We start from the raw sequence: 24,614 nt of genomic DNA, 5'->3' as shown, positions 1-24,614 counted from the left end.
GTCAGTTGACCGTGACCTGACCGAATGCCGGCTTCTGTTCCTGAGCCTGATGCTGTGGCGCGTAGACCTGCGTGAAGCGCACCGGTGGCAGGCTGAACTGGCCTTTTTGCGAGAAGCGCACCAGATGACGCAGGCGCAACTCACCGCTCAGCGCATCCACTGGCACCGCATACGCCATTTGCCCCGGTTCGAAACGGGCCTTCTCCAACGCGGTCGGCTCGGTGCCGGCCTTGCCCATCAGCTTGATGCCCCACGTGGTGCGCTCGACGTCCGCACCCGGTGGCAGCGGCACTTCGAGCATGCCGTAGCGCAGCGGTTTCGCCGCTTTACTGGTGATGATCACTTCGTCCAGGTACAGGCTGTCGCTGGACAACGGCTTGGTGCCGACCGCTTCGAGTTTGAACTCGAACGCTTCATCACCCGGCACCAGACGCGACAGGCGACGGGTGATGGTCACGGCCATCGGATCGATTGCCGGTTGTTTGGTCTGGTAGCTCAGCGCGGCACGCAGCGGGCGTTCTTGCGTCCCGGTCAGCGACAACACCGCCGGCACCGGCGTAGCGCCCTGCCACGTCCAATACATCTCACCGGTATCACCGTAGCGTTTCTTCCAGCCTTCCCCCGGTGCCAGTGCGATGGTCGGAGAGGCTTGCTCGATACTGCGTTGCAACCAAGTCAGCGCCAAGGCGCGCTCCAGGGTCGATTGCTGTGGCAACAGGCGTTGCAACAACGCTTGTGCATGCGCTTGATCGAAAGCTTGCAGCGACAGGTTCAAGGCCTCGGCAAACGGTTGAGCGCTGGCAGCCACTTGCTGTTGCGCAGCATCCACTTGACGGCTGAACGCCGGGGGCAGATTGACTTTGGCCTGACGCGCCAAAGACGCGGTCAGCACCCGAGCACTGGCCAGACCCAATGCCGAATCCGGATCGTTCATGACCAGGCTCTCTGCGCCATCGTCCATGACGCTCGCCGCATTGCCTTCGCCGGCTTTCACCAAGTCGTCGATCAAACCGCTGAGCAACGTGTTCACCGGCAATTGCATCTGTTTGGCAAACGACAGAATCAACGCCCGCTGCAACAGCGGCGTGTTCTGCGCCTGTTTCGCGTACACCTCCAGCACCCGCTGCCAGTGCTCCGGCGGCAGGCTCAGTTCCAGCGCCTTGCTGGCGTGCCAGTCGGCGTAATAGGCGTAAGCGGTGAGGAACGCATCCGGCTCACCGTCATAGCCCCACCAGGTGAAGCTCGCCGACGGGCCGGCCATTTGCACCAGCCGCAGGCGGCTGTTCTGCATGATCAAACGCAAGCGGTCGCGGATCTGTGGATTCGACGACAGCGTTGGATAAGCGATGCTCAACGGCAGCAAACGACTGGCGGTTTGTTCGACGCCGCCGTATGGATAGCTCAGCAGATCATCGAGGGCCGAGCGGAACACCGCTTGCGGGCTGTCATCCAGACGCAGGCGGATGTCGCTGGCGTCCGCCGGCAAGGTCAGTGGCGTATCACCGCTGGCCACATCCAGGCTTTGGCTTTGGGTCACCTGCCAACCTTCACCGGTCGCGGTCAGGCGCACGGCCAAGGCGTCAGCGGTTTTGCCGTCCTGCACCAGCTCGGCGGTCCACCCGCCATTGGTCAATGCGAACGCCGGCAATGCGATGTAGTTGACGCCGTTGTTCAGGGTGACCGGCACACGTTGCTCGGCACCCGCGTAATGAATCACCAGCTCAGCCTTGACCGATTTCTCGGCCTGACTGAAAGCGAACACACCGAGATCCGGTTTGTCGCCATTGCGGAACTTGGTCGGGCCGCTCCACTTCAGGTACAGCGGTTTCTCCGAGCGCACGAATTGCTTCTTCTGCCCGACCTGGCCGTCATCGGCGATGGCGCGGGCAGTGATGCGCCAGCGGGTCAAGGAGTCCGGCATCTTGAAGGTGAAACGGGTTTTGCCGTTGGCGTCGGTGATCAATTCCGGCTGCCACGCGGCGGTGTCGACGTCTTCACGACGCGGCCGCTCCAGCACTTTCACCCCACGCTCGCTGCGGTTGGCTTTGCCCGGTGCGCCCGGGCTGCCCGGCAGTGCCACGTCGTAGCTGATAAACGACAAACTGGCGCTAGTGCGCACGTTGTTGCGGCGCGGGTGGTAGAAGAACTGGTCGATGGTCGGCGCGACTTCCGGTTGCAACGCGTAGATCATTTCGTCGACCACGCTGACCGTCAGGTGCGCCGGAATCGGCTTGCCGGCGAATTGAGTGGTGAGGTCCACGGACACAGTATCGCCGGGTTGATACGCCTCTTTATCGGTGGCGATGGCCACGTCGATCTGCGGCGCGATCACCTTGATGCCGGCGTTCTGGAAGCTGTATTGGCCACCCTTGGTGTAGAGCACGGAGAAGGTCAGGTTCGGCGCGAAGTTGTCCTTCACCGGGATACGCGCGCGGTATTGGGTGTCGCTGAGTTTTTCCATCTTCAGCCAGTCGCTGCCCTTGGACAGCAGCGCCGTGGCCTCGACCTTGTCGCGCTCGAGCGACAGCAACGCATCGCTGACCGGCTCGGGGAACGTGATCAACGCGAGGGCTTCGTCGCCGGCCTTGTACTCAGGTTTGTCGAGGACGATTTCCACGGTGCCGGGCACGGCTTTGACGCCGTCGCCAGTGACCGAATGACCGGTCGCGCCAAGCACGCGGCCGTGATCATCTTTCAGCGTCAGGTTGTAAGTGCCCGGACGGTCGAAGGTCAGGGTAAAGCCTTTATCTTTGGCGGCGAGTTTACCTTCGCCAGAGGTCTGATCTTCGAGCCGTACCCAGCTGTAGCTGCTCGGGTTGACCGCTTTGCTCTGCTCGCTGCCACCTTCGTTGGCATAGCTGAATGCAACCTTGCCGCCCACCGCGCTGAACCGCTGCGGCGCGCTCAGGCGGAAACTGGCGGCGCCACGGTCGATGAGGATTTCCTTGGTGGTCTTGACCCGATACGCCGCGCCATCGCTGGCGAATACGGTGAGCATGTAGCGGCTCGGTTTCTCGGCGGCGGGCAAATCGAGGCTCGCGTTGCCCTTGGCGTCGGTGGTCAGTTCGGCGCTGGTCAGCTCCACCGGGAATTGCCCGAGGTATTGCAGTTCGTTGTCGACCATCGACAGTTGCTGGGCGCGCAGGCTCAGGCTTACCTTGGCGTTGGCCACCGGTTTGCCGTCCGGGTACAACAACACCAGACTGCCCTTCACCGGTTCGCCGGTGCGGTAATCCTGCTTGGCCAGGTTCAGGGAAATTTCGAAGTGCGGCTTGATGTATTCAGCGACACGGAAGGCACTGCTGTAGGCCTGATCCTTGTAGTTGAAACGCAGCTCATAGCCACCCGCCACCGCGTTGTCCGGCAACTGGAAACGGCCCTGAGTGCCAGCCTTGGAATCGAGCTTCAGCGCCAACGATTGCAGCGCGGTGCCGGTGGCATCGAGCACGGTCACATTGACGTCGGCAGCGGTCGGTGCCACGGAATCCCGCGCATTCTTGAACTCGCGGCCGACGATTTTCAGCGACACCCAATCCCCCGGCCGATACAGCGGCCGGTCGGTGAACGCATAAAGTTTGGTGTCGTAGATTTCGCTGTCGTAATAGAAGTTCTCGGAGACGAACACCCCGCCCTCTTCGTCCTCGCCGATCACGAACGAACGCTCGGGGCTGACGTGTTTCAGACGCAGTAATCCGTCGGCGTCAGTAGCGCCGCTGCTCATCACGCCCAGGCCGTCGGTCCACAGCACATTGACCTTGGGCACCGAACTGCCTTCGTGTTTGCGCGCGGCCCACACCAGCAATTCATCGCCAGCAATCTTGCTCACGGCCACGGTGTTGGAGACGAAGACCATGGTGGTCGCGCGGTACTTGCCGATCAGCGCTTCCACCAGATACAGCCCCGGTTTCAGGTTGCCCAACGGGATGTACACGTTGCCCGGCGAGACACTGACGAACTCGCTGGAAGAACCGGCCAGGTTCACGCCTTCAGGCGGCTGGATCGGTTTGGCTTGCCACAGCGGATAACGGAATTGGCTGACCACTGGCAGGCCCGGAATCAACGCGAACTGCGGCTGAGCGTCGTACGGCGTTGGCGCGGCGATGGCGGTGCCCATCTTCAGCTCCGGTACTTCCTCGGTGACTTGTTTACGTGACTCGTAGGAAAACGCCCGCTGCATCACCCGACGGGATTTGCGGTACCAGTTGTCCCACAGGTACGCGAGGGTGTTCGACAGGCCTTCGCCCTTGAACTGGCCGTCGCTGACCACCCGATGCAGGTTCTTCTGGCGCTTGAGGAAATCCAGCGGTTTATCGATGCGGTACACACGAATGTCCGCGCCGCCGTAAGGCTCCATGCGGAACCGGCGGTAATCGCGGCCCGGCGCTTCGAGGCGCACCATCGCCTGCTCGTCGCTGGCGAAACTGCTGTCGGCCAGCAGGAAGAAACTTTCACCGGCCACCGGTGTATAGCCGCTCGGCTCGACGGTGTCTTCGGCGTTGACCGCCGACAGAGGCAAAATCAACGCAAGCAAAAGAGGCAGTTTTGAACAAATGCGCAGCATGCGGGCACCGATCATTGGGAGAGAAAGTTCAGTCGATAGACGCCGATGAAGTTGGGGTTGGCTGCGTCGGGTATCCATCGGGTGTCCTTCCATGTCATGAGTTGTTGCAGGCTTGCGGAGCGCATGCCGTTGTCGGTGGGGGTAGTGGTGCCGGTGTGATAGGCGATGAAGCGGCCCATCCAGATCATCAGGTGCTGGTCATCGCCCTGATCGAAAAACATCAAGTCGCCGGGCCGGGCCTGGGCCAGATCACGGCCAACCAGGTGGCTGTTGAACTGGATCAGTTTGATCGCGTTGACATAGGGCCCGACCTTGCCGCCGCCCTGCTGCCATTGCTGGGCGAGGCCGCGTTGGGCGTCGCTCAGTTGCAGTTCCGGCGGCAGGTAGCGATTGGACAGGCCATTGCTGCGCAGCCATTTGTCGTCATGGACTTTCAGCGCTTCGTTGGCGGCAAACCGCACCAGCCCGGCACAGTCCTGCTGATACCAGCGCGGGCTCGGGCCTTGGGTCAGTTGTTCCTGGGCGATGCGCACGAACCAGGCGCGGAATACCTGGGACTGTTGCGGGTCGAGCGCCGGGGCTTCGCTGGCAAAGGTGCGAGTCCCCAGCAACAACGCCAGCAGGCCGAGGCCTCGGATGAGTGCGGTCACAAGGCTTTCCATTCCAGCGGCAGCCACTGCCAGTGGCCGTCGGGCTCGCTGCCTTTGGGCAAGGTCAGGGCATATTTGCCATAGCCGCCGAGGGTGCGCAGTTTCGGGATCAGGTAGGTTTGCGCGGCGTTGTAGAACACCGGTTCCATGTCCTGCGGCAGGCTGTCGAGGGTTTCCTGCTGCATCAGCTGCGCCATGGAGTCCGGGCCGAAATAGATCGGCATCAACAGGTCTTTTGGCAGCACGTCAGCCAGCGGCGGGAAGCGTTTGTCGAGGGTGCCGAGGGCTTTGTCGACCAGTTTGTCGTCGAGGGAGAACAGCAGGGTCGAACCGTGGCGCGCGAGACTTACGCGCATAAAGGCTTTGCCGGTGATCGCGTCGGGCTGCTCGGCATCCTTGGCCTTATAGGGACCGAAGTTGGAGCTGACCTGGCGCTGCCACTGATGGGTCTGGCCTTCCTGTTTTTCGACCACCGGGAAGGCGTGATCGGCAACGTTGCCTTCGTAAGCACCCACCATCGAGCCGAACAGGTTGCCCAGGTCGCCGTCGAGTTTGGCGCTGTCATCATCATTCAGGCTGGCCACCAGCAGCGGCGTGTACAACCGCGAGTCGGCATACCAGCACAGGCCGGCAGCACCGGCCATGTGTTCAGTCAGGGCCTGGGCCACGGACTCTTCGGCACCGAGTTTCACCAGCAGCGGCTTCTGTTGTTCGGCGGCCAGTGGCAAGGCCACGCAGGCGCTGGCGCCCATCGGCATGGCTTGCCAGATCGGTTTGAAGTCGAAGTCTGGCTGGTTTTCCAGTTCGTCCATGGCCAGGAAGCTGTGCCAGCCCTTGTCGTCCATGTCGAAACGCAGGCCGGCGAAGTTCGGGATGAAGCGCTGGTAGCCCATGGCCAGAACGCTGGAATTGACCGAGAGGCGTTGTTTTACCTCGGGCGCGCGCGGTGGCAGGCCGAAGGCTTCGGGGAAGAGTTTCTGGCCGCCGAGTAGTGCTTCCAGCGATTCGGTCGATACCATGCCGGGGTCGTCGACTGGACCGTGGCCGGTTTCATAAAGCTTGGCCGGGTTGGACAGCACCACCAGTTTGTCGCCATGAGAGGCGAACAGCAGCGCTTTGCTGTTGTTGTAGGTGAGTTGATAAAGCGGCACCACATCGCCGGCGACTTTGATTTCAGCCAGCTTGCTCAGCTGCGTATCATCCAGCGCCACTTTCGCCAGCGGCTCCAGTACCTTGGCCAGCCCGCCGCGATCCATCACCAACAGGAAATCCTTGAGACGTCCATCCGCCCCGCGCCACAGCGCCACATCCGCCGGTTGATCGAACAGCTGCTCGATCAGGCTGTCCTGCAACTTCAGGTCATGCTCGTAAATGATCCGCCGCAGACTACCAATCAAACCGAGGCGATCGGCGTGGGCTTCGTAATAGAAGACGAAATCTTCGGTCAGGGTTTCCTTGAGAAACGGCACCGCCAGCAAATCCTTGGGCAGCTGGCTCAGGGAATGGGTTTCGAGCAGACCGTCCGGCCGGCTCATGCCCAGTTTGTCACTGGCCAACTCAGCGGGCGGCGCCTTGGGTTTGTGCAGGAACCACCCTAACCCGCCCGCCACGCCAGCCACCAGGCACAGCCCGACCAGCAGCGCCGGCCAGCGACGGGAAGTGTTGGCAGCAGGTGCGTCGGCGGCCGGGGAAGCGGCTGGTGGAATAGTGTTATCACTCATGTTCACAAACCCAATTCATCCGTGGTGCGGGATGTTTAATAGTTGAAAGTCTTGACCAGCAGCAGGTCGCCGATCGCCCGCAAAGGCACGATGAAGGTCTCGCGTTTTTCGTCGACGGTGTTTTCGTTGAGCACCAGATTGATTTGCGAGGTGATCACCTCGTTCTGGTTGCTGGTCTCATCGAAGTTATAGCCGCCACTGCCGAAGTTGCCCCAATAGTTCACGTAAACCAGGTAGGTGCCGTGCATCGGCGCGGTCATGGTGAACATTTCCGGGCCGGGGCCATCGACCCCGTCCGGGTCCAGGCCGCCGCCGTTGCTCATCGCCGGGCGAGCCCAGAACGCATGTCGGCCATCGGGCGTAATGATGTGCAGATCGAGTTCGGCCTTGGGGTCGTCCCAGCCCAGCACCACGCGAATCCGCGCCGGAGTGCGCAGGTCGTTGGCTTCATAGAATTGGACGCGTTTGAGCGACTTGCCCTCGGAACTGCGCACTTCGACGCTGTTGGAGCCGGCGCCGAACGCATACGGCCGGGCAAAACGCCCTTGGTCGTCGGTGTACAAATTCAGGGGATTGCCGTTGACCGCCAGGCTATGGGGGCCACGGAGTGTGCCGAGGGCCTTGAGCTGGCCTTCGATCATCGTGCGATTGCGCTGCACGCCCCGGTCGATGGGCGGCGTGGGATAGGCGACTCGCGGATTTTCACTGCGGTCCAACAGGCCGTGATAGCGCCAGCCGCCCACCGGTTCCGACAACTCGGCCGTGGGCTCGGCCCACGCAACCTGGGCACAGACCAGCGTGATCAGCAGTGAAAGAACACAACGCATGTGACGCCTCCTGCCATGCATAACGAAACCCTGCGCCCGATCCTCGGCGCGTTACAGACCCAAAAAAGCTGCGTTTCGTCAGAAAGACCCTGAATATAGGGTCGTAGAAGGCGCGAAGATTAGCCATTCGGCGGTTTTTTAACAATCGGATACATCTATATTTGCGGTGGGAATCACGGTGATTGTCGGGCGTGAGCCGAATAACCCCCATTACCTTTATAGACGACATATCTCTGTGGCGAGGGAGCTTGCTCCCGCTCGACTGCGAAGCAGTCGCAATTCGCTGAATGCAGCGTAGCGTGCCTGAAGAAACGCGGCGTATGGTTTTGGGGCCGCTTCGCGTCCCAGCGGGAGCAAGCTCCCTCGCCACAAGGTGTGTTGTCACCCCGGAACTGCTGCGCCAACGACCCCGCTCATTTGCCCATACCCCCCATGTCTGCTAGTGTCGCGCCGGTTTAACGTCAACCGGAAATAGCCGCCATGGCCCGCAAAAAAGCTGCACTGGATTTCGAACAATCCCTCGCTGACCTGCAAACGCTGGTGGAGCGTCTGGAGAACGGCGAATTGTCGCTGGAAGACTCGCTGACCGCTTTCGAGCAGGGCATTGGTCTGACCCGCGATTGCCAGGCGGCGCTGGCCCAGGCCGAGCAAAAGGTTCAGGTGCTGCTCGAGCGTGATGGCGAGCTGGCCGAGGAACCCTTCGACGCGGATCAGCCAGAATGATTGCGGCGTATTCGGCCACCAGCCAGGCTCGCGTCAACGCTGCACTGGAAACCCTGTTCAACCCGCCAGGCCCTGAACTCGCTCGCCTCTATGAAGCCATGCGCTACAGCGTGATGAATGGCGGCAAGCGCGTGCGTCCGTTGCTGGCCTACGCCGCGTGTGAAGCACTGGGCGGCAAAGCCGAGCAAGCCAACGGCGCAGCCTGCGCGGTTGAGCTGATCCACGCCTATTCGTTGGTGCACGACGATCTGCCGGCCATGGACGATGACGACCTGCGTCGCGGCCAGCCAACCACCCACAAGAAATTTGACGAAGCCTGTGCGATCCTCGCCGGCGACGGTTTGCAGAGCCTGGCCTTCAGCGCCCTGCTCGACCCGCGCCTGAGCAGCTCGGACGCTGAAACCCGTCTGCAGATGGTCAGCGCTCTGGCGTTGGCGGCAGGTCCGGCGGGGATGGTCGGCGGGCAAGCCATCGACCTCGGCTCGGTGGGTCTGAAGCTCGATCAAAAAGCCCTTGAATACATGCATCGGCACAAGACCGGTGCGTTGATCGAGGTCAGCGTCAAACTCGGCGCCCTGGCCAGCGGTCATGCCGAGAAGGACGAACTGAAGTCCCTGCACAGTTATGCACAGGCCATCGGTCTGGCATTTCAGGTCCAGGACGACATTCTCGACGTCGAAAGTGACACCGAAACCCTCGGCAAACGCCAGGGTGCCGACATCGCCCGGGACAAGCCGACCTACCCGGCCCTGCTCGGCCTCGACGCGGCCAAGGTCTATGCCCTGGAACTGCGCGACCAGGCCCTGCACGCGCTGCGACCGTTTGACGCGGCGGCCGAGCCATTGCGCGATCTGGCTCGGTACATCGTCGATCGCCGCAGCTGACGGCGTACTCGCCAAAAAAGACCAACGCGTGGGCAGGGGGCGATGCATCAGGTAAACTGCCGCATCTTTTATACCTATAACGATTCGCCTGATGCCCACGACGTTTCATGAGATTCCCCGCAAGCGCCCGACCACGCCCCTGCTCGACCGTGCCAACACGCCGGACGGCCTGCGCCGGTTAGGCGAAGCAGAGCTGGAAACCCTGGCCGATGAGTTGCGCCTGGAATTGCTCTACACGGTCGGTCAGACCGGCGGGCATTTCGGTGCCGGCCTGGGCGTGATCGAGCTGACCATCGCGTTGCATTACGTCTTCGACACCCCGGACGACCGGCTGGTGTGGGACGTGGGTCATCAGGCCTACCCGCACAAGATCCTCACCGGCCGTCGCGAGCGCATGAGCACCCTGCGCCAGAAGGACGGCATTGCCGCCTTCCCGCGTCGTTCAGAGAGCGAGTACGACACCTTTGGCGTCGGCCATTCCAGCACGTCGATCAGCGCAGCGCTGGGCATGGCGATTGCTGCCCGCCTGCAACACAGTGATCGCAAGGCGATCGCGGTGATCGGCGACGGCGCACTGACCGCCGGCATGGCTTTCGAGGCGCTGAACCACGCGCCGGAAGTGGACGCCAACATGCTGGTAATCCTCAACGACAACGACATGTCGATCTCGCGCAACGTCGGCGGGCTGTCGAACTATCTGGCGAAGATCCTTTCCAGCCGCACTTACGCCAGCATGCGCGAAGGCAGCAAAAAGGTCCTGTCGCGTCTGCCCGGCGCCTGGGAAATCGCCCGGCGCACCGAAGAGTACGCCAAAGGCATGCTGGTCCCCGGCACCCTGTTCGAAGAGCTGGGCTGGAACTACATCGGCCCGATCGACGGCCATGACCTGCCGACCCTGATCGCCACCCTGCGCAACATGCGCGATCTGAAAGGCCCGCAGTTCCTGCATGTGGTCACCAAAAAAGGCAAAGGCTTCGCCCCGGCGGAAGTCGACCCGATCGGTTACCACGCCATCACCAAACTCGAACCGCTGGACGCTCCGGCCGCCGCGCCGAAGAAAGCCGGCGGGCCGAAGTATTCCGGAGTATTCGGTGAGTGGCTGTGCGACATGGCCGCTGTCGACCCGCGACTGGTCGGAATCACCCCGGCCATGAAGGAAGGCTCCGATCTGGTGGCCTTCAGCGAGCGTTTCCCACTGCGCTATTTCGACGTAGCGATCGCCGAGCAACACGCCGTGACCCTCGCTGCCGGCATGGCCTGCGAAGGTGCGAAACCGGTGGTGGCGATCTATTCGACCTTCCTGCAGCGCGGTTACGACCAACTCATCCATGACGTCGCGGTGCAAAACCTCGACGTACTGTTCGCCATCGACCGCGCAGGCCTGGTGGGCGAAGACGGCCCGACGCACGCGGGCAGCTTCGATTTGTCGTTCCTGCGTTGCATCCCCGGCATGCTGGTAATGACCCCGAGCGACGAGAACGAACTGCGCAAAATGCTCAGCACCGGCCACCTGTACAACGGCCCGGCGGCCGTGCGCTACCCGCGAGGCACCGGCCCGAATGCGCCGATAGAGAAAGACCTCGAACCGATTGAAATCGGCAAGGGTGTGATTCGTCGCCAGGGCAGCAAAGTCGCCCTGCTGGTGTTCGGCGTGCAACTGGCCGAGGCGCTGAAAGTCGCCGAGAAGCTGGATGCGACGGTGGTCGACATGCGTTTCGTCAAACCGCTCGACGAAGCACTGGTTCGCGAAATCGCCGGCAGCCACGAGTTGCTGGTGACCATCGAAGAGAATGCGATCATGGGCGGCGCCGGTGGCGCGGTCAGCGAGTTCCTCGCCCGCGAAAACATCCTCAAGTCGATGCTGCACCTGGGCCTGCCAGACGCCTATGTGGAGCACGCCAAGCCTGCGCAAATGCTGGCCGAATGCGGGCTGGACGAAGCCGGGATCGAAGAAGCGGTGCGTCAGCGTCTGCAACTGCTGAACATCTGATCCCGCTCCCCGTAGGAGTTGCCGAAGGCTGCGATCTTTTGATCCTGACCTTCGGCGGCTCCAAATCTGAAAAACAAAATCAAAAGATCGCAGCCTTCGGCAGCGCCTACAGTTGACCGCGTCCCACCCGGTCAATGTGGGAGCGGGCTTGCTCGCGAAGCAGGCACCTCGGTCTCAGCGGTCCGGTGCGATGGCGTGGCATAACTTGGCGGTCGCTTCGATCATCTGCCCACTCGGCCGCTCCAGGCCTTTATCGATCACCAGCAGCAATTGCCCCCGCGCCACCGCCGTCACCTGGGGCCAGGCCTTCCACGCATCGAGCTGCGCCTGATCACCGGCCAGAATCACTTCGGGATTGCGCTGCAACACGGCCTCCACACTGACCTGCGGCGCAGGCTGTGGCAGGTTGGCGAACACATTGCGCGCGCCACACACTTCAAGCGCATCGCTGATGATCTGGCTGCCGCCAACGGTGTACAGCGGCCGATCCCAGACTTGATAAAACACCCGTAACGGTTCATTCCTCCGATAGCGCTGGCGCAGGGAATCGAGTCGTTGACGCAGACTCTCAGCCAATGAAACGCCTCGCTCCGACCGGCCGAGTTGCGTGGCAATTGCCTCGATCTGCACGGTAAGTTGTTCGAGGTTGTGAGGTTCAACGACATAGGTGGGAATGTTCAGCCGTTTGAGCTGTTCACGCTGAGCCGGCCCCACACCGCCCGGCCAGAGCAGCAGTAAATCGGGCTTGAGGCTGAGCAATCGTTCGATGTCCAACTGGCCATAGCGGCCCACCGAAGGAATGTCTTTGAGCTCGGCAGGACGCTCACCGGCATCCAGCACACCAACCAGCAGGTCAGCCGAGTTCAGCTCCACGACGATTTCAGAAAGCGACGGTGCCAGAGTGACAACCCGTTCGACAGCAACCGCCGCCCCACTGACGGCCAGCAGCAACACCGCCAGCCAGACTTTGCGCATCAGCCGAGTTGACGCGGGATACGGTAGAGGTAGAACAGCACCGTGGTCGACAGCGCGAGCAGCACCAGCGGCACGGCTTCAAGGCCAACGAATACCGCCAGCGCACCGATCCAGGCAGGCAGACCGGCGACCAGCAACGCGGTGCGGCGTTTTGCAGCCAGGGCGATCCAGGCGGCGGGCTCTTCAGGGGTGTCGAGGGCTTTCTGGGTGGCGATCAGCGCGTGCTTGTAGCCGCCAAAGAACTTCAGGCTGACAAACATCGACGCCACACCGGCAATGAACAACGGCATGGCCAGCACCGGCAGAATCGCCTCGCTCTGGCCGAATACGCCGTTGATCACGAACAGCGGCAGCAAGGCCAGCGCCAGGTATTGCCACCAGCTGACGGACAGTCGCCGCCGTACCTGAGCGCGGGTCACGCCCGGTCAACCTCGCCCTGATGCTCGTTGCCCATCATGTGGTCAAGCTTGCTGGCCTTGGTGGCCAGGTAAAGTTTGTTGTGCGGGTTGTGCCCGGTGTGCAACGGCACGCGCTCGGCGACCACAATGCCCATGTCGGTCAAGGCTTTGACCTTGCGTGGGTTGTTGGTCATCAGACGCAGGGACTTCACGCCCAGATGCTCCAGCATCGGCAGGCACATGGCGTAGTCGCGCTGGTCGGCGGCAAAGCCCAGACGTTCGTTGGCTTCAACCGTATCGGCACCGCCGTCCTGCAATTCATAGGCGCGGATCTTGTTCAGCAGGCCAATGCCGCGACCTTCCTGACGCAAGTAGAGCAACACGCCACGGCCTTCGCGGGCGATCGCCTGCAACGCCGCCTCAAGCTGCGAGCCGCAGTCGCAACGCTGGCTGAACAAGGCATCGCCGGTCAGGCATTCGGAGTGCAACCGGCCGAGTACCGGAGCACCGTCGGCGAACTCACCCAGGCTCAGCACCACGTGCTCGCGCCCGTTTTCTTCATCGAGAAAGCCGTGCATGGTGAATTGCGCAAAAGGCGTTGGCAGCTTGGAAGCGGCGACAAAAACGACAGGCACCGGTGTGCTCCTGATCTATTAAGTACTGAAGATTCGCAGAGGCGGCATTGTAACAGCACGTTCCTACAGACGCTTAGGCTGAATTATCGGCCATAACGATCAAAAAGTTTGATCAAGCGGCCAAGCCAATGGCCCTGTGGGAGCGGGCTTGCTCGCGAAAACGGTGTATCAGGCTACTCATATGTTGAATGTGCGTCCGCCTTCGCGAGCAAGCCCACTCCCACATTGATCGTATTCAGTCTGCGCCAAACGGGTACGGCTGTTTCCACTTTGCGAAGATCGGTTTCAGCTGGCCGCTTTTTACCAGCAGTTCCATGCGCTGATCGAACAACGCCATCAGCTGGCGTGCCCGGAGTGTATCGGCGAAGCACAGGTACAGTGGCAAATCCGCGATGTGCGTGCGTTGAAACTGCGACGGCTCCTTGGCTCGGCTGACGATGGAGTCAACCTCGTCTAGCGCGTCGATGTAGTAGTCGACGCGGTTTTGAATCAGCATCGACAGAATCCCGCTACGCCGCACAACTTCGTTATAGCGCCGCACGTTGGGCAGGTAAGCCTGATACTTGTAGCCGCGCACCCAGACCAATCGATAATTGCCCAGGTTTTCCGCGGTCGGTGTCGGATTGCTGGCCAGGCCCAGTGCATAGATGGGATCGGTATCGAAACTCCAGCGCGGATAGAGCACGTCGCTGACTTCATCCCGATAGGCACCGACACAGGCGTCCACTTCGCCACGCTGTGCCAGGCCCGTGGCGCGCGTATACGGTTCGATTCGAATATCCAGTTTGACGCCCGCCGGCTCGAACACCTCGCGCAGCAGGTCCCAGCCCAAACCACGACCATCGGCGGCGGTGAAGTCTTCCCAGGCTTCGCTGGCAAGGTGAATCACGGACGGCGGCGTCGGTGCTTCACTCGCCCGGGCGAGCGACCAAAACGTCGCGAAAACCATTACCATCAACCAGCGAGCCATTTTTCGTCCTCGTCTGCAGCCTTCAGGCGAAAAGCCACACCAGCCCTTGCATCGCCAACCAGGCAAACACACCAGCCAGTACGTCGTCGAGCATGATCCCGACGCCACCGTGCACATGCCGGTCGATCCAGCGAATCGGCCACGGCTTGAGGATGTCGAAGAAGCGGAACATCAGGAACCCCGCCAGCAACCAATACCAACCTTCCGGCACCAGCCACAGGGTGATCCACATTCCGACCATTTCGTCCCAGACGATGCCTTCATGGTCGTGCACACGCAAATCATCGGCGACCTTGCCGCACAGCCAGAAGCCGAACAGCATGGTGAGGCCGAGCATCAGCCAGTAGCCCCAGTCGGGCAGCATCTGCCACAACGGAATAAAGGGTAACGCCACTAACGAACCCCAGGTGCCCGGCGCTTTTGGCAGGGTGCCCGAGCCGAAGCCGAACGCCAGGAAATGCCACGGATTGCGCCACACCGATGGCGGCACGAACTCTGCCGGGACCTGTTTGGGATGATCTGTCACGGTGTCTCCCGAAAATGTTGATAACCCCGGATTGGCGGGGTGATGTCGTGTCCGTCGGCGTCCAGCAGTGTCACTCCCTGCCCTGCTATGACCTGCCCAAGCACATGGATCGGCCAGCCGTCCGCCAGCAACGATGGCAACTCGGCGGGCGGCAAGGTGAAGGCCAGCACGTAATCGTCACCGCCGCTCAGGGCGGCTTGCTCAGCGTCGGACTGACCGAGGAAGGCCAGCAGCGCCTTAGACAACGGCAGCTTGTTGCGCTCTACCTGAACCCCGACTTTCGACGCCAAGGCAATATGCCCGCAGTCGGCGAGCAGGCCGTCGGAGATATCCAGCGCCGCAGTGGCTCTGCCGCGCAACGCCATGCCCAGACCAAGCTGCGGTTGCGGCGACCAGTAATGGGCACGCAACGGCTCAGCGATGGCCGCGTCAGCCATTCGCTGGCCGAGCACCAGCGGCAATGCGCCCGCACCGTTACCCAACTCACCCCCCACGCAGAGCAAATCGCCCGGCTGTGCGCCGCTGCGGGTCAACGCCAGACCGACCGGCACCCGACCGAACACGGTCATGGTCAGGCTCAACGGCCCGCGAGTGGTATCGCCACCCACCAGCGCCACACCGCAATTTTGCGCCATGAGGTTCAAACCACGGGCGAAGGCTTCCAGCCAATCGGTGGTCACCGTCGGCAAGGTCAGGGCAAGGGTAAAGGCAATGGGAGCGGCGCCCATGGCGGCCAGATCACTGACAGCCACAGCCAGCGAGCGCTGACCGAGCAGAAACGGGTCGCAAGGGTCGGCGAAATGCACACCGGCCACCAGCGTATCGGTGGAAATCGCCAACTGCTCCCCGGGGGGAACAGCCAGCAAGGCGCAGTCGTCACCGATCCCGAGGGCAACGCCTTCGCCGCCCTGCGCACAGGGCGCGGCGGCGAAGAAATTGCGGATCAGCTCAAACTCACCCATCGCAAATTCAAGCGCCGATCAGCGCTTGAATGCCTTCACTTCAGCTTCACGCAGACGCGGGGCCAGCTTGTCGAGCACACCGTTGACGAACTTGTGGCCGTCGGTGGAACCGAAGACCTTGGCCAGTTCGATACCTTCGTTGATTACAACGCGGTACGGCACGTCGACGCGCTCAAGCAGTTCCCAGGTGGACAGGCGCAATACCGCCAGCTCAACAGGGTCCAGCTCTTCGATGGTCAGATCCAGGCAAGGCTTGAGAGCCGCGTCGATCTTGTCCTTCTGCGCTGGAACCCCATGCAGGATTTCACGAAAGTAGGCGCCGTCGACATCACTGAAATCGTTATCGACCCGGAACTGCGCTTCGATCTCGTTCAGCGATTGCTTGGCCATGTGCCATTGGTACAGTGCCTGAGTCGCGAGCTGACGGGCTTCGCGACGCTTGACGCTTTTCGATGGCTTGCCGGCATCCGCAGGCTTTGGATCGCGCGGGTTGAAACGATCGCTATCGTCGCTAATCACTTGGCCTCCAACTGCGCCAGCAGGCTGACCATTTCCAGGGCGGACAGGGCAGCTTCAGCGCCTTTGTTGCCGGCCTTGGTGCCGGAACGTTCGATGGCTTGTTCGATGGAATCAACGGTCAGCACGCCGAAAGCGACCGGTACGCCGAACTCCATGGACACCTGGGCCAGGCCCTTGGTGCATTCGCCAGCCACGTATTCGAAGTGCGGAGTACCGCCACGAATGACCGCGCCCAGGGCGATGATTGCCGCGAACTCGCCCTTCTGAGCGACTTTCTGCGCAACCAGCGGGATTTCGAAGGCGCCAGGCGCACGGATGATGGTGATGTCGCTTTCGCTCACGCCATGGCGAACCAGGGCATCAACTGCACCGCTGACCAGGCTTTCAACGACGAAGCTGTTGAAACGGCCCACTACCAAAGCGTAGCGGCCTTTAGGGGCGATGAAGGTACCTTCGATGGTCTTCAGGGTCATTCGTTAGATCTCTTAAAGAGCCGGGACGCGTTTTCTACGCGCCCCTCAGTGATATTTGAACCGCGAATACAGGACCGCAACACCCAGGTCTTATTCGGAGGGCACGTATTCTACAACTTCCAGATCGAAACCGGATATCGCATTAAATTTCATCGGTGCACTCATCAGGCGCATTTTACGCACGCCCAGGTCCCGAAGGATCTGCGAACCGGCACCAACGATGCTGTAGGTGGTCGGTTTTTTCACCGCATTGTGGTCGGCGGTTTCGCGGATGTGTGCCAGCAACACGTCGCCATCGAGCGGGTGCCCCAGCAACAGCACCACACCGCTGCCAGCCTCGGCGACCGCGGCCATGGCGGCGCGCAGGCTCCAGCGGCCCGGTTGCTTGACCATCAACAGGTCACGCAGCGGGTCCATGTTGTGCACCCGGACCAGGGTCGGCTCTTCGGCGCACACGGTGCCCAGGGTCAGGGCCATGTGCACGTCGCCTTCCACCGAATCACGATAGGTCACCAGGTTGAACTGGCCCAGTTCGCTGTCCAGCGGCTGCTCGGCAATCCGCTGAACGGTACGTTCGTGGATCATCCGGTAGTGAATCAGGTCGGCGATGGTGCCGATCTTGATGTTGTGCTCGGCGGCAAACGCTTCGAGTTCGGCGCGACGGGACATGGTGCCGTCGTCGTTCATCACTTCGCAGATCACGCCGCTCGGCTCGAAGCCGGCCATGCGCGCCAGGTCGCAGGCGGCTTCGGTGTGGCCGGCGCGGGCCAGGGTACCGCCGGCCTGGGCCATCAGCGGAAAGATGTGGCCAGGGCTGACGATGTCTTCAGCCTTGGCGTCTTTGGCGGCAGCGGCTTGCACGGTGCGCGCACGGTCAGCCGCGGAGATACCGGTGGTGACGCCTTCGGCGGCTTCGATGGACACGGTGAACTTGGTGCCGAAGCCGGAACCGTTGCGTGGTGCCATCAACGGCAGCTTGAGCAGTTCGCAGCGCTCGCGACTCATCGGCATGCAGATCAGGCCACGGGCATGCTTGGCCATGAAGTTGATGTGTTCAGCCTTGCAGCATTCGGCGGCCATGATCAGGTCGCCTTCGTTCTCGCGGTCTTCGTCATCCATGAGGATGACCATCTTGCCTTGGCGGATGTCTTCAACCAGTTCTTCGATGCTATTGAGCGCCACAAGGCACCCCCCTTCTTTCGAAATTTGAGCTTCAGGATTTGAGATAGCCGTTTTGGGCCAGAAAGCTTTCGGTGATGTTACCGGCAGAAGGCTCCGCGGCCTTGTCGCCCAACAGCAGGCGCTCCAGATAACGGGCCAGCAAGTCGACTTCCAGGTTCACCCGGCGACCTGGCTTGTAAGACGCCATGATGGTTTCGCTCAGGGTGTGCGGAATGATCGTCAGCAGGAATTCGGCGCCATCGACCGCGTTCACCGTCAGGCTGGTGCCGTCGACGGTGATCGAGCCCTTGTGGGCGATGTACTTGGCCAGGTCTTTCGGCGCGCGGATGCGAAATTCCACGGCGCGGGCATTGTCGGTACGCGAGACCACTTCGCCAACACCGTCGACGTGACCGCTGACCAGATGCCCGCCCAGGCGGGTGGTCGGGGTCAGGGCTTTTTCCAGGTTGACCGGGCTGCCGCTTTTAAGGTCATTCATGGCGGTGCAGTCGAGGGTTTCGCGACTGACGTCCGCCGCAAAACCATTGCCCGGCAGTTCAACCGCCGTCAGGCACACGCCGTTGACGGCAATGCTGTCGCCCAGTTTGACGTCGCTCAGGTCAAGCTTGCCGGTTTCTACGTAAACCCGCACATCTCCGCCTTTTGGGGTCAATGCACGAATACTGCCGATGGATTCGATGATGCCGGTAAACATGGAGTCCTCCTCGAGAACAGGGCCAGCACTAGAGCAATGGCCGGGAATTATACGCTCGCCGATGGCACAGGGATGGCAGTGACTCGCCAGTCATCGCCAACCGCGCGGATTTCGGTAATTTTGAGCTCGGGCGCCTCTTTCATTTGCGCCAGCGGCCAGTCCAGCAACGGTCGCGCCGTGGAGCCGAGAAACTTGCCGGCGATGAAGATCTGGAACTCATCCACCAGCCCTTGCTGAGCGAACGCCCCGGCCAGACGCGGGCCGGCCTCGACCAGCACTTCGTTGACGCCACGGGCCGCGAGCTCGACCAACAGCTTGCGCAGGTCAACCTGGCCATCGTTGCCGGCCACGATCAGGCATTCCGGACCGTTGGCGTATTGCTCTTCGATTGCCATACACGTGGCGACCAACGCAGGGCCGGCCTTGAAGAACGGCGCATCCAGCGGCACCCGCAGACGACCGTCGATCAGCACGCGAAGCGGCGGACGGCTCATGGCCAAGGCTGTTTGTTCGGGATCCAGGCCCAATTCATCGGCTCGCACGGTCAAGCGGGCATTGTCCGCGAGCACCGTGTCGGCGCCGGTCAGCACCACGCTGGCCTGGGCGCGCAGGCGTTGTACCGCCGAACGCGCCGCCGTACCTGTGATCCACTGGCTCTCGCCGCTTTCCATGGCCGTGCGACCGTCGAGGCTCATGGCCAATTTGACCCGCACGAATGGCAAGCCGTGTTCCATGCGTTTGAGGAAGCCTTCATTAAGCTTGCGCGCCTCGCTTTCCAGCACGCCGCTTTCGGTGGCGATACCGGCCTGGGCCAGACGTTGCAGGCCGCGACCGGCGACTTCCGGGTTCGGGTCCTGCATCGCCGCGACGACGCGCGCCACACCGGCATTGACCAGCGCTTCGGCACAGGGCGGCGTACGGCCGTGGTGGCTGCAAGGTTCGAGGGTCACGTAAGCCGTGGCGCCCCGCGCCTTGTCGCCCGCGGCACGCAAGGCGTGGACTTCGGCATGGGGCTCGCCGGTGCGCACATGCCAGCCTTCGCCGACAATCTGCCCGTCACGCACCACCACGCAGCCAACCCGGGGGTTGGGGTGCGTCGTGTAATGACCTTTGCGCGCCAGTTCCAGGGCGCGGGCCATGTAATGGATGTCGAGGATGGCTTGTTCCGGGGAGGTGGTCATTCTTTCACCGGCTCACGGGCGAGGCGATCGATCTCTTCACGGAACTCGTTGAGGTCCTGGAAGCGTCGATACACCGAAGCGAAGCGGATATAGGCGACTTCATCAAGCTTCTTCAGCTCGGCCATCACCAGTTCGCCGACCACGAGGGATTTGACCTCACGCTCACCGGTGGCGCGCAGCTTGTGTTTGATGTGCACCAGCGACGATTCGAGGCGCTCGACACTTACCGGGCGCTTCTCCAGCGCCCGCTGCATGCCGGCGCGCAGTTTTTCTTCATCGAACGGCTGGCGACTGCCGTCGGTTTTGATCAGGCGCGGCAACACCAGTTCAGCGGTTTCGAACGTCGTGAAACGTTCGCCGCAGGCCAGGCATTCACGCCGGCGGCGCACCTGTTCGCCCTCGGCGACCAGACGCGAGTCGATGACCTTGGTGTCGTTGGCACCGCAGAAGGGACAGTGCATGGTGGCAGGCAACAAAAAATGGGAGGGCCATGGTAGCGCATCCCCGTGGCAAGACAAGCCATAGGGTTTGCGGTATACAGACTGGCTGTATATGGATTTCACTTGCTGGAGCCGCCAATGTCTTTACGCCCCCTCATTTTGCTCAGTCTTTTCAGCCTGTTGGTGGCCTGTGGCAGTGATGCGCCCAAGCCCCAGCCACCGACTCCAGGCCCGGCGCCACAACAGGCGCAGAAGAAAGCCAAGGCGTCTGCCGAGCTCGGTCCGCTGCCGGCTTACCAACGTGAAATCAGCGGCACGCTGTTGGGCGTGCCGGCCGATGCCGAAGTCGAACTGGCGCTGCTGGTGATCGACGACAAGGATCGCCCGCAACAATTGCTCGCCAGTGCCAACCTGATCGGCACCCATCAGGTGTTGCCGTTTCGTCTGCGTTTCAGCCCTGAATCCTTCCCGGTTGGCGCTCGCGTTGAACTGCGCGGGCGCGCCAGCCAGTCCGGGCAGTTGATTCTGCATCTGCCGGCGCAAATGATCACACAGCCAACCACCCAGGCATTGGGTCAGCTGCAATTCGTCAAAGCACCATGATTGCACCGCTCGACCTGCAACAGGCATTGAGTGAACTGCTCGGTGATGCACAGCTTGTAGCCTGTGAGTTACCGGGCACCGCGCTGAAACTCTGGCTGATCGACGGCGACAACATGGACCGCGCCTTCAGCCCCGAAGAAACCCGGCGGATTCTCCACGAGCCGCCGTACTGGAGTTTCTGCTGGGCCAGTGGGCTGGCCGTGGCGCGCTATCTCGCCGATCACCCGCACTGGGTCGAGGGCAAACGGGTGCTGGATTTCGGCGCCGGTTCCGGGGTGGCCGCGATTGCGGCGGTGAAAGCCGGGGCGCTGGAAGTGGTGGCCTGCGACCTGGACCCGCTGGCGATTGCTGCATGTCGGGCGAATGCTGAACTCAATGATGTGCAGCTCAGCTACTCGACGGACTTTTTCGCCGAAGCGGATCGGTTTGATCTGATTCTGGTGGCCGATGTGTTGTACGACCGGGAAAATCTGCCATTACTCGACGAGTTTCTCAGCCGTGGCCGGGAAGCGTTGGTGGCGGATTCACGGGTGCGGGATTTTCGCCATCCGCTGTATCGGCGCATCGAGATGCTGGAGGCGATGACCTTGCCGGACCTGGCCGAGCCCGAAGAGTTTCGGCATGTGAGCCTCTACCATGCCACCCGAGCTTGATCGTTCCCACGCTCTGCGTGGAGGAATGCAGCCCGGGACGCTCCGCGTCCCAAAGCGGACGCAGAGCGTCCATTGAGGCATTCCCACGCAGAGCGTGGGAACGATCAGCGTTACGACTTTCAGCAGCCCCCCACCAAGCCTTATAGTGGCCTCATCCACGCTTTTACGAGAGACCCCATGAGTCAGGAAACGCCGTACATCTTCGACGCCACGACTGCCGATTTCGACCAGTCGGTGATCGAGAACTCTTTTCACAAACCGGTACTGGTGGATTTCTGGGCCGAATGGTGTGCGCCGTGCAAGGCCTTGATGCCGATGCTGCAAACCATCGCCGAGAGCTATCAGGGCGAGTTGCTGCTGGCCAAGGTCAACTGCGACATCGAGCAGGACATTGTTGCGCGCTTCGGCATTCGCAGCCTGCCGACCGTGGTGCTGTTCAAGGACGGTCAGCCAGTGGACGGTTTTGCCGGTGCACAACCGGAATCGGCTGTGCGCACCATGCTCGAGCCCCACGTGCAAATGCCGCCGCCCGCTGCGGCCGACCCGTTCGAGCAGGCTCAGGCGCTGTTCGATGACGGTCGTTTCGCCGACGCCGAAGCCACGCTCAAAGTACTGCTGGCTGAAGACAACACCAATGCCAAGGCACTGATTCTCTACGCCCGCTGCCTCACCGAGCGCGGCGAACTGGGTGAAGCGCAAATCGTGCTCGACGCGGTCAAGACCGATGAACACAAAGCTGCGCTGGCCGGTGCCAAGGCGCAGATCCAGTTTCTCGGTCAGGCCAGGGATTTACCGGATGCGGCAGACCTGAAAGCGCGTCTGGCGAAAAATCCGCAGGACGATGAGGCGGTCTATCAACTGGCGATCCAGCAACTGGCCCGTCAGCAATATGACGCGGCGCTGGATGCCTTGCTGAAACTGTTCATCCGCAACCGCAGCTACAGCGAAGGCTTGCCACACAAGACCTTGCTGCAAGTGTTCGAATTGCTGGGCAACGATCACCCGCTGGTGACCACGTACCGTCGCAAGTTGTTTGCCGCGCTCTATTAAGGTCAAAAGATCGTCCGAACGCGGCCCGAGCCTGCGGCAGCTCTTACGCCGGCTTGTGCCAGCTGTAGAGCGGCGTATCCCCGCCGCTCACCACTTTGACGTCTGCGCAGTGGCGCAAGCGCACCAACAAGCGTTTGCCCGCCGCTGCGCTGCCGGTCAGCCCTTCCAGCTGCTCCAGCAAATCCGGCCCGCTCAATTGCCCTGCCTTGCGCAGCAGTTCTTTGGCGATCTGCCAAAGCGCATCGTCCTGATTCACCGGTTTGGCGGGCGTCGCACTCGCCTCGGGTTTGGCAGCCTGCAACTGCGCACCGAGCTGCGCCCAGTCGCCCTCATCCAGTTCCAGCGTCAAATCCACCGGCCAGTCGCCGATGCTTCCGCGTATTCGCAACATAAGTCTGCTCCTGCCCATACATGTCTTGCATGCTCCCATGGGTCTTGCGCAACGCCAAGCAGACGGTCAAACTCTCGGCACTTTCGTTATAAGATTACATAACAAACTCTTCACTTTACTTTTCGGAGACCCGTCATGCGCCGTCTGCTGCTCGCTTTGCCGTTTGCCCTGTTGCCGCTGGCTGTCGCCCACGCGGCTGTCGAGCATGATCATGATCACGATGAGCACGGCAGCCTCAGCGCCCACGAACATGGCGTCGGTCGCCTGAATGCGGCGCTGGATGGCCAGACTCTGGAATTGGAACTGGAAAGCCCGGCGATGAACCTGGTGGGTTTCGAACACGCCGCCACCACCGACGCCGACAAGGCCAAGGTCGCCGCCGTCCGCGCGCAGCTGGAAAAACCGCTGGTGCTGTTCAACCTGCCAAAAGCCGCCGGTTGCGTGGTCGCGACTCAGGAACTGGAAAGCCCGCTGTTCGGTGACACGCCGGATGCCGATGACCATGACAAGGAAGACGCCAAGGACGGTCACGAGCATCACCATGACCACAGCGAGATCCATGCCCACTACCAATTCAGCTGCTCGGCCCCGGGCGCGCTGAAGACCCTGGATTTGGCGAACATCTTCAACACATTCCCGGCCACCCAGAAGATTCAGGTACAACTGATCAGCCCGAGCGGGCAGCAAGGGGTTGAGGTAACAGCCAAGGCTGCCGCCCTGAAATTCTGAATTCACCGAAGATCCCCTGTGGGAGCGAGCCTGCTCGCGATAGCGGCCAAACAGTCGACATCTATGTTGAAGGTGATGGCCTCATCGCGAGCAGGCTCGCTCCCACAGGGGGTTGGTGTTGAATGTGACATTGAGACAAGTACCCAAAACCCATGAAATCGGCGCTATGACCCAAGCACTCATCGAACTGTCCGACCTGGGCTTCAGCTGGCCCGGTCATCCACCGCTGCTGGACATCCCGGCGTTTCGCCTTATGCCGGGTGAAACCCTGTTTCTCAAAGGCCCCAGCGGCAGCGGCAAGACCACCCTGCTCGGTCTGCTCGGCGGTGTGCAAAAGCCTGATCGCGGCAGCATTCGATTGCTCGGCCAGGAACTGACCGAACTCTCTGCCGGTGCTCGCGACCACTTCCGGGTCGATCACACCGGCTACATCTTCCAGCAGTTCAACTTGCTGCCGTTCCTCTCGGTGCGCGAGAACGTCGAGTTGCCCTGCCACTTCTCCAGGCTGCGCGCCGAACGGGCGAAACAGCGCCACGGCAGCGTCGATCAGGCGGCAGCCACCCTGCTCGCCCACCTGGGTTTGACCGATCAAAACTTGCTCAGCCGCCGTGCCGACTCGCTGTCCATCGGCCAGCAACAACGGGTCGCCGCCGCGCGCGCGTTGATTGGTCAGCCGGAACTGGTGATCGCCGACGAACCGACCTCGGCGCTGGACTACGATGCCCGCGAGAACTTCATTCGCCTGCTGTTCGCCGAATGCCGCGAAGCCGGTTCGAGCCTGTTGTTCGTCAGCCATGACCAGAGCCTGGCGCCGCTGTTCGATCGCAATCTGTCGCTGGCCGAGCTCAATCGCGCCGCCACGCCCGTAGAGGTCTGA

General features: G+C 61.8%; 25 protein-coding genes. 8 read left to right on the top strand and 17 right to left on the bottom strand.

Annotated elements, in window-relative coordinates; translation table 11 throughout:
* Position 1 precedes the first annotated feature (1 nt).
* From LOY38_RS03705 to LOY38_RS03690, 4 genes are read right to left on the bottom strand one after another with little or no spacing between them, the layout of a single operon-like run.
* Positions 2-4,576, bottom strand: a complete 4,575-nt coding sequence (locus tag LOY38_RS03705) for an alpha-2-macroglobulin (RefSeq protein WP_258700647.1) — start codon at positions 4,574-4,576, stop codon at positions 2-4.
* The gene (locus tag LOY38_RS03700) at positions 4,573-5,223 is read right to left on the bottom strand and encodes a DUF1175 domain-containing protein (RefSeq protein ID WP_258698872.1); all 651 of its coding nucleotides are present in this window, start codon (positions 5,221-5,223) and stop codon (positions 4,573-4,575) included. The genes LOY38_RS03705 and LOY38_RS03700 overlap by 4 nt, the downstream gene beginning before the upstream one ends.
* A complete protein-coding gene (locus LOY38_RS03695; RefSeq protein ID WP_258698871.1) occupies positions 5,208-6,932 on the bottom strand; it encodes a DUF2138 domain-containing protein in 1,725 nt (574 codons plus the stop codon). Before LOY38_RS03695 ends, LOY38_RS03700 begins: the two co-directional genes overlap by 16 nt.
* A gap of 35 nt (positions 6,933-6,967) precedes the next feature.
* A complete protein-coding gene (locus LOY38_RS03690) occupies positions 6,968-7,759 on the bottom strand; it encodes a YfaP family protein (protein ID WP_258698870.1) in 792 nt (263 codons plus the stop codon).
* A 480-nt stretch (positions 7,760-8,239) separates the two neighbouring features.
* Between LOY38_RS03690 and LOY38_RS03685 the strand changes: the two genes are divergently transcribed.
* The 3 genes from LOY38_RS03685 to dxs all read left to right on the top strand — a co-directional run bounded on the left by LOY38_RS03685 (position 8,240) and on the right by dxs (position 11,356).
* On the top strand, positions 8,240-8,482 hold the full coding sequence (locus tag LOY38_RS03685; protein ID WP_007894317.1) for an exodeoxyribonuclease VII small subunit: 243 nt from the start codon (positions 8,240-8,242) through the stop codon (positions 8,480-8,482).
* Positions 8,479-9,366, top strand: a complete 888-nt coding sequence (ispA, locus tag LOY38_RS03680) for a (2E,6E)-farnesyl diphosphate synthase (RefSeq protein WP_258698869.1) — start codon at positions 8,479-8,481, stop codon at positions 9,364-9,366. The genes LOY38_RS03685 and ispA overlap by 4 nt, the downstream gene beginning before the upstream one ends.
* 91 nt (positions 9,367-9,457) lie before the next feature.
* The gene (dxs, locus tag LOY38_RS03675) at positions 9,458-11,356 is read left to right on the top strand and encodes a 1-deoxy-D-xylulose-5-phosphate synthase (protein ID WP_258698868.1); all 1,899 of its coding nucleotides are present in this window, start codon (positions 9,458-9,460) and stop codon (positions 11,354-11,356) included.
* Positions 11,357-11,530: 174 nt separating this feature from the next.
* Here dxs and LOY38_RS03670 read toward each other — a convergent pair whose 3' ends face one another.
* The 12 genes from LOY38_RS03670 to nrdR form a co-directional block, all read right to left on the bottom strand.
* Positions 11,531-12,331: a cobalamin-binding protein gene (locus LOY38_RS03670; RefSeq protein ID WP_258698867.1), complete on the bottom strand. Its 801-nt coding sequence runs from the start codon at positions 12,329-12,331 to the stop codon at positions 11,531-11,533.
* Entirely contained in the window at positions 12,331-12,750 is a 420-nt protein-coding gene (locus LOY38_RS03665) for an MFS transporter (RefSeq protein WP_258698866.1), read from the bottom strand. Before LOY38_RS03665 ends, LOY38_RS03670 begins: the two co-directional genes overlap by 1 nt.
* Positions 12,747-13,364 (bottom strand): GTP cyclohydrolase II, encoded by a 618-nt coding sequence (gene ribA / locus LOY38_RS03660; protein WP_007906827.1) that lies wholly within the window; start codon positions 13,362-13,364, stop codon positions 12,747-12,749. The genes LOY38_RS03665 and ribA overlap by 4 nt, the downstream gene beginning before the upstream one ends.
* A 235-nt stretch (positions 13,365-13,599) precedes the next feature.
* Entirely contained in the window at positions 13,600-14,334 is a 735-nt protein-coding gene (locus tag LOY38_RS03655; RefSeq protein ID WP_258698865.1) for a transporter substrate-binding domain-containing protein, read from the bottom strand.
* A 22-nt stretch (positions 14,335-14,356) separates the two neighbouring features.
* The gene (locus LOY38_RS03650) at positions 14,357-14,860 is read right to left on the bottom strand and encodes a phosphatidylglycerophosphatase A (protein ID WP_258698864.1); all 504 of its coding nucleotides are present in this window, start codon (positions 14,858-14,860) and stop codon (positions 14,357-14,359) included.
* Positions 14,857-15,822, bottom strand: coding sequence for a thiamine-phosphate kinase (thiL, locus tag LOY38_RS03645; protein ID WP_258698863.1), 966 nt, complete (start codon positions 15,820-15,822; stop codon positions 14,857-14,859). Before thiL ends, LOY38_RS03650 begins: the two co-directional genes overlap by 4 nt.
* A gap of 18 nt (positions 15,823-15,840) precedes the next feature.
* A complete protein-coding gene (nusB, locus tag LOY38_RS03640) occupies positions 15,841-16,341 on the bottom strand; it encodes a transcription antitermination factor NusB (RefSeq protein WP_214379096.1) in 501 nt (166 codons plus the stop codon).
* The gene (gene ribE, locus LOY38_RS03635) at positions 16,338-16,814 is read right to left on the bottom strand and encodes a 6,7-dimethyl-8-ribityllumazine synthase (RefSeq protein ID WP_003228649.1); all 477 of its coding nucleotides are present in this window, start codon (positions 16,812-16,814) and stop codon (positions 16,338-16,340) included. Before ribE ends, nusB begins: the two co-directional genes overlap by 4 nt.
* Positions 16,815-16,904: 90 nt before the next feature.
* The gene (gene ribBA, locus LOY38_RS03630) at positions 16,905-17,996 is read right to left on the bottom strand and encodes a bifunctional 3,4-dihydroxy-2-butanone-4-phosphate synthase/GTP cyclohydrolase II (protein WP_258698862.1); all 1,092 of its coding nucleotides are present in this window, start codon (positions 17,994-17,996) and stop codon (positions 16,905-16,907) included.
* Between the two features lie 31 nt (positions 17,997-18,027).
* Positions 18,028-18,690 (bottom strand): riboflavin synthase, encoded by a 663-nt coding sequence (locus LOY38_RS03625; protein ID WP_258698861.1) that lies wholly within the window; start codon positions 18,688-18,690, stop codon positions 18,028-18,030.
* A 47-nt stretch (positions 18,691-18,737) separates the two neighbouring features.
* Positions 18,738-19,871 (bottom strand): bifunctional diaminohydroxyphosphoribosylaminopyrimidine deaminase/5-amino-6-(5-phosphoribosylamino)uracil reductase RibD, encoded by a 1,134-nt coding sequence (gene ribD, locus LOY38_RS03620; RefSeq protein WP_258698860.1) that lies wholly within the window; start codon positions 19,869-19,871, stop codon positions 18,738-18,740.
* Complete coding sequence (nrdR, locus tag LOY38_RS03615) at positions 19,868-20,332, bottom strand: transcriptional regulator NrdR (RefSeq protein WP_007906838.1); 465 nt, start codon at positions 20,330-20,332, stop codon at positions 19,868-19,870. The genes ribD and nrdR overlap by 4 nt, the downstream gene beginning before the upstream one ends.
* Positions 20,333-20,449: 117 nt before the next feature.
* Here nrdR and LOY38_RS03610 point away from each other — a divergent pair, with 117 nt between their 5' ends.
* From LOY38_RS03610 to trxA, 3 genes are all read left to right on the top strand, one after another.
* Entirely contained in the window at positions 20,450-20,914 is a 465-nt protein-coding gene (locus LOY38_RS03610) for a YbaY family lipoprotein (RefSeq protein WP_258698859.1), read from the top strand.
* Positions 20,911-21,567, top strand: a complete 657-nt coding sequence (locus LOY38_RS03605) for a methyltransferase (RefSeq protein ID WP_258698858.1) — start codon at positions 20,911-20,913, stop codon at positions 21,565-21,567. Before LOY38_RS03610 ends, LOY38_RS03605 begins: the two co-directional genes overlap by 4 nt.
* Positions 21,568-21,744: 177 nt before the next feature.
* Complete coding sequence (gene trxA, locus LOY38_RS03600; protein WP_052967072.1) at positions 21,745-22,617, top strand: thioredoxin; 873 nt, start codon at positions 21,745-21,747, stop codon at positions 22,615-22,617.
* A gap of 43 nt (positions 22,618-22,660) precedes the next feature.
* On the opposite strand, the gene LOY38_RS03595 is transcribed toward trxA, so the two are convergent.
* Positions 22,661-23,008, bottom strand: a complete 348-nt coding sequence (locus LOY38_RS03595) for a hypothetical protein (protein WP_258698857.1) — start codon at positions 23,006-23,008, stop codon at positions 22,661-22,663.
* Between the two features lie 135 nt (positions 23,009-23,143).
* Between LOY38_RS03595 and LOY38_RS03590 the strand changes: the two genes are divergently transcribed.
* Positions 23,144-23,737 (top strand): DUF2796 domain-containing protein, encoded by a 594-nt coding sequence (locus LOY38_RS03590; protein WP_258698856.1) that lies wholly within the window; start codon positions 23,144-23,146, stop codon positions 23,735-23,737.
* Positions 23,738-23,903: 166 nt separating this feature from the next.
* Positions 23,904-24,614 carry an ABC transporter ATP-binding protein gene (locus LOY38_RS03585; protein ID WP_258698855.1) on the top strand — a complete coding sequence of 237 codons (711 nt, stop codon included), beginning with the start codon at positions 23,904-23,906 and terminating at the stop codon, positions 24,612-24,614.

Origin of the sequence: Pseudomonas sp. B21-015 (assembly GCF_024749285.1) — a bacterium.
Classification (GTDB): Bacteria; Pseudomonadota; Gammaproteobacteria; order Pseudomonadales; family Pseudomonadaceae; genus Aquipseudomonas.
This window is presented reverse-complemented; position numbering and strand designations above follow the sequence as displayed.